10 protein-coding genes are annotated in these 10,832 nt (G+C 27.0%); all 10 read right to left on the bottom strand.

Translation table 11 applies throughout. The features are described from left to right. A partial coding sequence (locus CBD51_000570) for a protein BatD (protein RPG60711.1) occupies positions 1-1,661 on the bottom strand: 1,661 nt, incomplete at its 3' end. 2 nt (positions 1,662-1,663) lie between these two features. Then, positions 1,664-2,443, bottom strand: coding sequence for a tetratricopeptide repeat protein (locus CBD51_000565; protein ID RPG60710.1), 780 nt, complete (start codon positions 2,441-2,443; stop codon positions 1,664-1,666). Next, positions 2,440-3,456 (bottom strand): VWA domain-containing protein, encoded by a 1,017-nt coding sequence (locus CBD51_000560; protein ID RPG60709.1) that lies wholly within the window; start codon positions 3,454-3,456, stop codon positions 2,440-2,442. Before CBD51_000560 ends, CBD51_000565 begins: the two co-directional genes overlap by 4 nt. After that, positions 3,456-4,436, bottom strand: a complete 981-nt coding sequence (locus tag CBD51_000555; protein ID RPG60708.1) for a VWA domain-containing protein — start codon at positions 4,434-4,436, stop codon at positions 3,456-3,458. The genes CBD51_000560 and CBD51_000555 overlap by 1 nt, the downstream gene beginning before the upstream one ends. Positions 4,437-4,444: 8 nt before the next feature. Then, positions 4,445-5,350, bottom strand: coding sequence for a hypothetical protein (locus tag CBD51_000550; protein ID RPG60707.1), 906 nt, complete (start codon positions 5,348-5,350; stop codon positions 4,445-4,447). Further along, positions 5,347-6,210, bottom strand: a complete 864-nt coding sequence (locus tag CBD51_000545) for a DUF58 domain-containing protein (protein ID RPG60706.1) — start codon at positions 6,208-6,210, stop codon at positions 5,347-5,349. The genes CBD51_000550 and CBD51_000545 overlap by 4 nt, the downstream gene beginning before the upstream one ends. Continuing rightward, the gene (locus CBD51_000540; GenBank protein ID RPG60705.1) at positions 6,211-7,203 is read right to left on the bottom strand and encodes a MoxR family ATPase; all 993 of its coding nucleotides are present in this window, start codon (positions 7,201-7,203) and stop codon (positions 6,211-6,213) included. A 94-nt stretch (positions 7,204-7,297) separates the two neighbouring features. Further along, complete coding sequence (locus CBD51_000535) at positions 7,298-8,173, bottom strand: 4-hydroxy-tetrahydrodipicolinate synthase (protein RPG60704.1); 876 nt, start codon at positions 8,171-8,173, stop codon at positions 7,298-7,300. Then, entirely contained in the window at positions 8,160-8,687 is a 528-nt protein-coding gene (locus tag CBD51_000530) for a hypothetical protein (GenBank protein ID RPG60703.1), read from the bottom strand. Before CBD51_000530 ends, CBD51_000535 begins: the two co-directional genes overlap by 14 nt. 30 nt (positions 8,688-8,717) lie before the next feature. Continuing rightward, positions 8,718-10,820 (bottom strand): NAD-dependent DNA ligase LigA, encoded by a 2,103-nt coding sequence (gene ligA, locus CBD51_000525; protein RPG60702.1) that lies wholly within the window; start codon positions 10,818-10,820, stop codon positions 8,718-8,720. Between the last annotated feature and the right edge of the window lie 12 nt (positions 10,821-10,832).

Here is a 10,832-nt window from a genome sequence, read left to right as displayed (position 1 = left end):
TTTGATAAAGAATATTTATATGACTGCAAACTATCAAGAAGTTTTAAATACTCATTAACATATGATTTATCTACTCCATTAGATAATAATCTTTGAGAAATATTGTCGGCTGTCAACTCACCTTTCTTCATGTTTAATTTATTCTGTAAATAATAAAATAGAACTTCTATTAAAGAAGTATGAAATTGACCTATTTTTTGTTCTTTTAATAATGTTTTTGAAAACTCAAGCTTATTAGAGACTTCTTTAATTACATCAAGTGGGAAAAGCCCATCTAGAGTAATGATATCAAGTTTAATTAAAATAACAAAAAACACAAATACAAGGGGTAAAATTAAAAGAATAATAAATAATGTTGATTTATGAAATTTATATTTTAAGTTTTGATTTTTATATTTTGTCTTAATAAACTTTATATCATCATTAATTACATCTATCTGTTCTTTTTGAAAGTTTGACTGAAAGGAAGAGTCATCACTAGAGAATTTAGAGCTTGAAACATTTAGATTTATCTCATCTACTCTTAGTGTTACATATTGCTTTTTTTGTGTATCAAAAAATGAAAATTCAACAGGATCGATATAATAGTCACCTTTAAATCTAGGCACAATTAAGTATTCCTCTATTTTTTTTCCAGAAATACCTTTTTGATTTACACGAATTAAATCCTGACTTTTAGGATCATATACTTCTAAATCATTATTCAGAACAATTTGTGGTGTAGTAAGTAAATTCAGATTACCCTTTCCGGAAACAATGATTTTAAGTGATGTAGATTCATTTACATTAATAGAGTCATTTGAAAGTATAACATCCAAATCAAATTGTCCAACTGCACCAGAAAAGTCTTTTGGCTTTCCACTTTCGGGAACATCCAATACATTAATAGAAATACTGTTAGAAACTACATTAAAATCAATATTTTGAGTTGTTGGTAAGCCAAAAAAATCTCTTTTATCAGTCGGTATGCTTGCAACTAAATCAACATCAAGGGGAGGTATGGCTTGTCGACCCTTGGTTTGTGGAATCAAAACAATCTGTTTAATTACAGCTGAATTATAAGGTTGACCATTATATCTAGACTGTTTGGTATTTGTTTTCACGTCTATACTTTCAGTCCAAAAACCATTATATTCTATTTTTTTAGGATTAAGGTTTGCAATATTAAGGTTAAAATAAATTGTATAAGTTAAAACAATTGGTTCTCCAATAAAACAAGTTGTTTTATTGCTCCTAACATCAAGATGTATTTTTTTAGAAGCAATAGCATAGGGAGTATCTGACTGTTTAGATTTAGATGCTTTATTTACTTGAATTGTAATAGGACGTGTTCCAATAGTTTTACCCTTAACCTTAATATTTGCTGGAAGTATAGTAAACACACCGACTTTTTTAGGTCTAAGAACATATTTATAACTTGATTCTTGACTCATAGAACCATTAATAATACGTGTACTACTTGAGCGGCTTGGACCACTTAAAACATAAAAATCCTCAGAAAAACTTGGAGGTGTAAAGCTAGACCCTTTATCATTTAAGACAAAAGTGATTTCAAAAGAATCGTTAAGACCTATTACATTATCACTGAGTGTAACCTCAAATGTTTGAGACATTAAGAATTGAAACAATAATAATGATATAATTAGTATTCTTCTAAACATAATCACCAATCTTTTTCTAATTGTTTCTTTTTATTTGTCAAATTTAACTTTTTCATTTTTTCTTGCACTTTCTTTTCCTCTCTATCAAGAGCTTGAAGTATTCTTTCAATGTCTTCTTTAGATAGTTCTCCATCCTTAAAACCTTGATCAATAGATTGTTCTTTTTTCTGTTGTGAATCAGATTGATTTTGAGAATTAGATTGATTCGATTGATTTTCATCCTGCTGATCACTTTGATCATTATTATCATTCTCATCATCATCACCATCAGTTTGACCTGAATTTTGGTCTTGTTCATGGTCTTGCTCCTGGTCTTGTTCCTGGTCTTGTTCCTGGTCTTGTTCCTGATTCTGTTGTTTATTTAACAAATCTAATGATTTAGATAAATTATATCGAGCTTGTTCATCATCAGGTTTAATACGTAAACAATTTTTATATGAATCAATAGCTTCTTGTAATTTTTGTTGTTGTAAAAAATTATTTCCCAAATTATAATAAGCTTCGGATTTCAATAAACTATCTAAAGAATGACTTATGATATCCTTTAAAATAACTTCTGACTCCTCAAATCTATTTTGTTTAAACAAACTATTTGACAAATTAAACTTACTTTCTTCAAAAGAGGGGTTTTTAGCTAATGCTTTTCTATAATCTACTTCTGATTTGATAAACAAACTATCAAAATAATTTTTATTACCATCTCTAGCATGCTTTCTGTCACTTTGAGAAAAAACAAAGTTGAAACTAAATAATATGATTAAAAGCACAAAATATCTCATCATCTTTTAATTATTTTATCAATAAATTTAATTTTCTTTCTTGTCAAGAAAAAATCAATTATAATAAAGAATAATGCAAAACCCAAAAACCACTGATACTGATCTTCATAATCAGAGTAGAATTTCTCCTCAGAAAAACTTTTATCTAAGGAAGTCATATTATCAAGAACAAACTCAACAGCATCATTGGTTTGCATAGTTTTTATAAAACCTCCTTTTGACATGGAAGCTAATGAAGAAAGCATTTTTGAATTAGATTTTGAAATAATTACATTCTCATTTTTATCTTTTTTATAATTAACGTTTCCGTTATTTCTTATTGGTATTGGCCCACCAGAATCTGTTCCAATATTTATACTACTAATAATGATATTATTAGTAGTCAATGTTTCAATCTCTGAATTATAATTACCTTCATGATCCTCACCATCGGAAATAATAAATAAAATTTTACTTTTTTCTTCTTGATCAAAAAAAGATTCTGCTAACATTAAAGCACTACTTACATCCGTTCCCTGAGAAGGAACAATATCTGTGTCAATAGTTTGAATAAGCAATTTTGCCATAGAATAATCAAAAGATAGTGGCATCAAAGGATATGCTTGACCAGCATAAACAATAATACCCACCCTATCCGAAATCAAATTATCAATAGATTTAGAAACTATTTGTAATGACTTTAATAATCTATTAGGAGCTACATCTTCCACCAACATGCTTTTAGAAACATCTAAAACAAAAACAACATCTACCCCTTCTCTTTTAATTGATTTAATTTTTGTGCCAATTCTAGGCCCGGATAAAGCAATTATTAAAAATAAAATTGCTAGTAATTTAAGTGTAAAATGAATAATATTTAATCCTGAACTATAATTAGGTGCAATTTGCAGAAAAATATTGTGACTAAAAGTTTTCGAAATAATATTTTTTTTCCAAATAAAATAACTACTAAAAAGTATCATTAATGGAATAATTAAAAAAATTAAATACAATAATTGAGGCTGTGTAAAATCCATTAAATAATTCTTTTAAAATATGAGTAATTTAATATTATCTCAATGAAGAAAAACAAAAATGCAAAAACACAAAATAAAAAGTATTTTTCTGTCACGTTATAATATTTTATTTCTTCAATTTCTGTTTTTTGCAACGACTCGATTTCTTTATAAACATTAGCAAGTTCAATTTTATTATCTGCTCTAAAATAAATTCCTCCAGTTGTATCAGCCACAACCCTCAGCATGTCCTCATCAATATTAGCTGGAACATCGACATAAACTGATCTACCGAACATATCCTTTGTAGGATATGGTGCAGTACCATAAGAACCAACTCCAATAGTATATGTTTTAATTTCGCTTTGTCTTGCAATAGAAGCAGCTGTAACTGGATCTATAAATCCAGAATTATTTTCACCATCAGTTAGTAAAATAATAATTTTACTTTCCACCTTACTCTCTTTTAGTCTATTTACACAGTTAGCTAAACCTAACCCAATAGCTGTACCATCATCCATTAAACCAGTCTGCACACTATTCATCATATTAATTACTATGTCATGATCAGTAGTTAAAGGGCATTGTGTAAAACTTTCTCCAGAGTAAATAACAAGTCCTACTCTGTCATTTTTTCGACGCTTTATAAATTCTACAGCTAATTCTTTAGCAGCTTCAAGTCTATTAGGTTTGAAATCTTCAGCTAACATACTACTAGAAACATCCATAGCAATCATAATATCAATACCCTCTTTTTTCAAGGTATCGGTACTTACTTGAGTAGTTTGTGGTCTTGCTAATGCAAAAATTATTAATATAACAACCATTAAACGAAATAAAAATAAAATCGGATACAGTCTAGTTTTAATACTTTTAATATTTTTAACTGGAAGTGGAAAGAGAATTGAAGAGTATATATTCTTATTTCTAAAATAAAACATTAAAAACATCAATGGGATAAATATAAAAAGCCAAAAAAATTGAGGATTTAAAAAAGTCATTTTAATAATTATAAATTTATATCATTAATATTCTCTTCAACTGGTTTAATCTTATTTGCCTTAATAAATAATTTAACAGATTTTAAGAAACTTTCGCTAACTTTCTTTGATGGCAGACCTTTTGCAAATTTAACTAAGTCCCCGACTCTTAAAAAATCATTTAGCCACTCTTCATTTATATTAATATTTCTTAAAAGTAATTTTAAATCATATGTACTAGATTCAAGAGCAGGAATATCAAATCTATGCTCTAAATATCCTCGCAAAATTTCTGATAATCTAGTATAATATAATTGAAATTTATCTTCTTCAAGATATTTTTTTGAACTTAACTCTTTAATTTTGTTTAAATAATAAATATCAACAGGGATTTTTATAACCTCCCTACTCTCTTGTATATTAGAAGTTTTAAATACATATTTATAAGTAAAATAGTATATTAAAAGTATCAATAACAATATCAAAAAAACGTACTTATAACCTAGTAATTCTTTTAATTTAAAAGGAACGTCCTTTGGAGGCTTAATATCAAAAAATTTATTTGCACTATCCAGCTCAACAGGTAAAAATGTAATTGAAATTGGATTTACAGACAAAGTATCTAAATTTTGTTGTGTAATAATTTTTGGAGATAAAATAAAAATACCAGTATCAAATGATGTTAGTAAATAATTTTTATAAAAGAATGTATCAATATCAAACATTTTTTCTAAGCCTGACTCTTTCAACACCTCAAATTCATCAAATAAATTTTCTGCTTGATTTAAATTTATATCAAGAGAATCAATGCTAAAATAATTCATAGTAACATTAAATTGCTCTCCGATTCGCAATAGATTGGTATCAACATCTAACACAATGTTTTGAGAAAAAAGTGAAAGCGATACAAAAAATAATATATATAACTGCTTCATTTATTTTTAAATAACTCTAATAACTTGATAACATATGAATCTGATGTAGAAATATTAACAACTGAAGATCCTGTTTTTAAAAATGAGTCGCGAAAATATTTACATTTTTCATTGTAAAATAATTGTATTGAATCATTAACTAATTTATCAGATGTATCAATCCAATTATAATCTTTATTTTCAGGGTCCCAAAATAGGCCCAAACCTAATGAATGAAGATTTTGTTCCAAATCATCAAATATTCTTATACCACTTAAATCATGTTTTTTAGAAACTAAACTTAAAGATTGAGCAAAATTATCATCAATAAAATCTGACAAAATAAAAACAATAGATTTTTTCTTAATTACATTATTTAAATACTCACAGGCATTAGCAATATTAGTTTTGACACCTTTTGGTTTAAAATTAATTAGTTCTCTGATAATTCTTAAAATATGTTTTTTCCCCTTTTTAGGGGGAATAAACAATTCTATTTCATCAGTAAAAAAAATAACACCTACTTTATCATTATTCTGCATAGCAGAAAAAGCTAATACAGCACAAATTTCAACTAGTAAATCTTTCTTTAAACTATCGAATGAACCAAACAATTGAGAACTTGAAATATCAACCATTAAAACCATAGTCAACTCTCTTTCTTCTTCAAATACTTTAACATAAGGCTCGGAAAGTTTGGCTGTAACATTCCAATCAATATCACGTACATCATCTCCAGGAACATATTTACGAACCTCACTAAAAACCATACCCTTCCCTTTAAAAGCACTGTGATATTGTCCTGTAAAAAAATTATTAGTTAACTTCTTAGTTTTAATTTCAATCTTACGGACTTTTTTTAAAAGATCTACTGTTTCCATTTATGGGACTTCAATTGTATTTAAAATTTTATCAATTATATCTTCTGAAGTAATATTTTCGGCTTCAGCCTCATAAGTCAACCCAATTCTATGTCTTAATACATCATGACATACACTTCTTACATCTTCCGGGGTCACATACCCTCTTCTTTTAATAAAAGCATGTACTCTAGCAGCTTTAGCTAAATTAATACTACCTCTAGGTGAAGCACCAAAATTAATTAGATTTTTAATCTCTTTTAAATTATAATCCTGGGGGGATCTAGTGGCAAAAACTATATCAATAATATAATTTTCAATCTTTTGATCCATATATATATCATTAATTAAAGTTCTTGCACTTAATATCTTTTTAACAGAAACGACAGGTTTAATTTTGTGTTGAGTATTATTGATGTTATTTCTAAGGATGATTTTCTCATCTTCCTTGTTAGGGTAATTTATAATCGTTTTCAACATAAATCTATCTGTCTGAGCTTCAGGTAAAGGATATGTTCCCTCTTGCTCAACAGGATTCTGTGTTGCTAAAACCAAAAATGGTTCATCTAAAAAGTATGTTTGATCACCTATAGTTACTTGTTTTTCCTGCATAGCTTCTAGTAGAGCACTTTGTACTTTTGCAGGTGCTCTATTAATTTCGTCAGCTAAAATAAAATTTGAAAAAATTGGTCCTTTTTTAATACTAAAATCCCCGTCTTTAATATTATAAACTAATGTTCCTATAACATCAGATGGTAACAAATCAGGAGTAAACTGAATTCTATTAAAATCTCCTTTTATTGCTTGTGACAAAGTTTTGATTGCTAAAGTCTTAGCTAATCCAGGCACACCTTCTAATAAAACATGACCTGAACCTAAAAGACCTATTAATAAACGTTCTATCATTGGCTGCTGACCCACTATAACCTTGTTTATTTCTGAGAACAGATCATCCACAAATGCACTTTCTTGTGAAATCTTTTGATCAATTATTTCTATATCTTTTTGTATCATTTCTATTTAATTATTTATTAAAATTTAAATCAATTCAAAACTATTAAATAATGTTTTTCCTAACAATAATAACAACAAAAAATATTCATTATTATTATAATAAGAGGTGTAATTTTTTTGCATTATCTAGATCCATTTTAACCAATGGTAATCGAACTTGACTAGAATTACAAATATTCTTAAAAAATAAAGCTTCTTTAATACCTGCAGGATTACCATCAATATAGAATAAATCAACACTTTTTAATAGCTCATAATGTTTATTTTTAGCAGTATTGTATTTTGATTGAAGACAAGAGTTTACCATTGTAGTAAAAAGCTTTGGAAATGCCATAGCCTGAACAGATATCACACCAACACCTCCTAATGACATAATTGGATAAGTCATTTTATCATCTCCTGAAATAATCATGAAATCATCTGGGCATCTTGACACTAATTCCATACAATTATTAATATCTCCTGATGCCTCTTTGATCCCAATTATATTTTTATGTTTTAGAGCTAGTTTTTCTACGGTGTCAGGCTCTATATTAATTGCTGTTCTACTAGGAACATTATAAATGATAATGTCAACTGGCGAATTTTTAGCAATAATATCATAGTGATTAAATATACCTGTTTGATTAGGTTTATTGTAATAAGGTGAAACAGACAAAATAGCCTCAACCCCATCAAAATTCATATTATGAATTCTATTGACTAATTGAGTAGTATTATTACTTCCTAAACCAAATACAAGAGGCAATCTATTATTAACAATTTTTTTTACAAAACTTAATATTTCATTTTGCTCATCATAGTTTAATGTAGCAGATTCAGCAGTAGTTCCCATAACCACCAAATAATTAATTTCTTTTTCTATTAAATGCTCGATTAATCTCTCTAATGATTGATAGTCGATTGTATAGTCTTCTTTAAAAGGTGTAATTAAAGCAACACCAGTTCCTAATAGTTTATTGTTTCTCATTATTTTTATTTATTAATTCTAGATAATAAGTTAATTGTTCAATCATATAATTGATAGATTTAATTTTTAATTTAAATGATAAATCATATTTCAAAAACTCATGTTTTCTGAAGACACCTATTTTAAATTTGGCATTACTTTTAAATGATAAATACTTTGTAGCAAAACTATTATCTAAAGACAAATTGATTAAAATATCATATGGCTTGATTAAAAAATCATTTGTTTTTTTTGATTTTGGAACACCAAATAAACTAACATCTTTTAAATTAAAATAATTAATATGCAAAGTAGACAAGTGATGTGAACCCATCTTATTATCCTTAACAAAACCTAATATCTCTACATCAATATTCTTCTTAAGAAAATAATTTAATAATAATTTTATTTGACTAACTGCATCTACAGATTTAGCATCGAATAATATTCCAATTCTTTTTGCTTTAGACAAAGTAACCAAATCCGCTTGCCTGGCATTAGTACTTATGTCCTTAGACAAGATATAATTAGCCATTTTTAATTTTATACTAGATAACATATATAACTATTTTATCATTTTTAATAACTCAGATTCTGAAATCATAGTAATATTTAAATCAATTGCTTTTTCATACTTTTTAGGACCAAAATTTTCGCCAGTGACTAAAAAGTTAGTGTTTTTTGACAATGAACTTGAGATAAAACCACCATTTTTTTCAATAAGCAGTTTTAAATTTTTCCTTGATAACTGGAAGGTTCCAGTTATTACGAAATTGAGGTTCAATAATAAATTAGATTCATTTTGGGTTTCTAAAATTTTAAATTTAAGACCATAACTAATTAATTCGTCAATCATTATTCTGTTTTTATAAGATTGAAAAAACAAAATTAAACTATCAGCAATTTTTTCACCAATTTCATCAATTTCTAATAATTTTTCTTTTTTAGCTAGCAACAAATTATGAATAGTTTTAAATGAGTTGACAAGTTTTTTAGAAACTGTTTTCCCAACATGTCTAATTCCAAGACCAAAGAGTACTTTCTCAAATGATTCTAATTTCGATTTTTCAATCGAATCAATTATGTTTTGAGCTTTTTTAAAAGAATTTGACTCAACACCAAAGCCCTTTAAATTAGAAAAATCATCCAATTTTAATTTATATAGATCTTGAATACAATTTATTATTTTCTCATTAAATAAAAGCTCAATTGTTTTTGTTCCTAGAGAAGATATATTCATAGCATCTCTAGAAATAAAATGTTCGATTTGATTTATTTTTTGCGGCATGCAATTATCAGAATTAAAACAATAATGATTTGCTTCATTTATTGGTTTTACTAATTTACTATTACATGATGGACAATGTGAAATAAATTCAATTGACTGACACAATAAATCTCTTTTACTTTTGTCTACAGCAACAACTTTTGGTATAACATCACCACCTTTTTCTATAATAACTCTATCACCAATCTTTAAGTCTAAATTATTTATAAAAGACTCATTATGTAAACTTGCTCTTTTAATAATACTTCCAGCAACAGCAACTGGTTTAAAATAAGCAACTGGAGTTATAGAGCCAGTTCTTCCGATTTGGAATTTTACGTCTTCTAAGATGGTATAGGCTTGATAAGCTTTAAACTTAAAAGATATTGCCCACCTGGGAGATTTTGCTGTATGACCTAAAATCTTTTGATCATTTAAATTATTTACTTTAATAACAATACCGTCTATTTCAAAAGGTAAAGAATTTCTAACTAATTCGGTTTGATGTACAAAATTTAGTACTTCAGAAATATTATTTGCTAAAATAAATTTTTCAGGAATTTGAAAACCCCAATTTTTAGATGCTCTTAAATTTTCTATATGACTAATAAATGGTAATTTTTCTGCATGAATAGAATAAAAAATACACGTTAAATTTCTTTTTGCGACCTTAGAACTGTCTAGTAACTTTAAGCTTCCGGAAGCAAAATTTCGCGGATTAGAAAATGGATCAAGTTTTTTAATATCTGAATTATACTTTTTTTCAACTTTAATTCGACCATCTTGACTTATTGGAGATTGAATTTCATTATTGAATAATTTTGTTAGTTTCTCTTTTTGTCTCAATCTGTTTAAATTAATTGCTTCAAATTGTTTCTTTTTAATAAAAATTTCACCTCTCATTTCTAGTAATTCAGGAAACTCCCCAAATAACTTCAATGGAATTGATTTTATAGTTTTAATATTTTCTGTCACATCATCACCAAAAACACCATCTCCTCTTGTGATGGCTTGAAATAATTTACCATTTTTATAAATTACTGAGATTGCTACGCCATCATATTTTAATTCACAACTATATTTTAGATTGTCCTTGGATAATAATTTTTTATTCTTTTGATCAAATTTATTTAAATCAGAATTTGTATATGTGTTATCTAAAGATAGCATTGGAAATGAATGCTTGACAGATTTAAAAGTTGAAACTGTATTACCTCCAACTCTTTTAGTTGGAGATAATGGGTCACTAAAATTAGGATATCTATTTTCTAAAGTTGCTAACTCTGACATAAGTCTATCAAATTCAATATCTGATATCCTCGGTTTATCTAGAATATAGTATAGATAATTATGATGATTTAGCTCATTTCTTAGATATTCTATTCTTTCTTTTATAGACATGTCTAATTTATT

Source organism: Flavobacteriales bacterium TMED191, assembly GCA_002171975.2.
Classification (GTDB): Bacteria; Bacteroidota; Bacteroidia; order Flavobacteriales; family TMED113.
The sequence above is the reverse complement of the archived record's forward strand: the minus strand, read 5'-3'. Positions and strand labels throughout refer to the sequence as shown.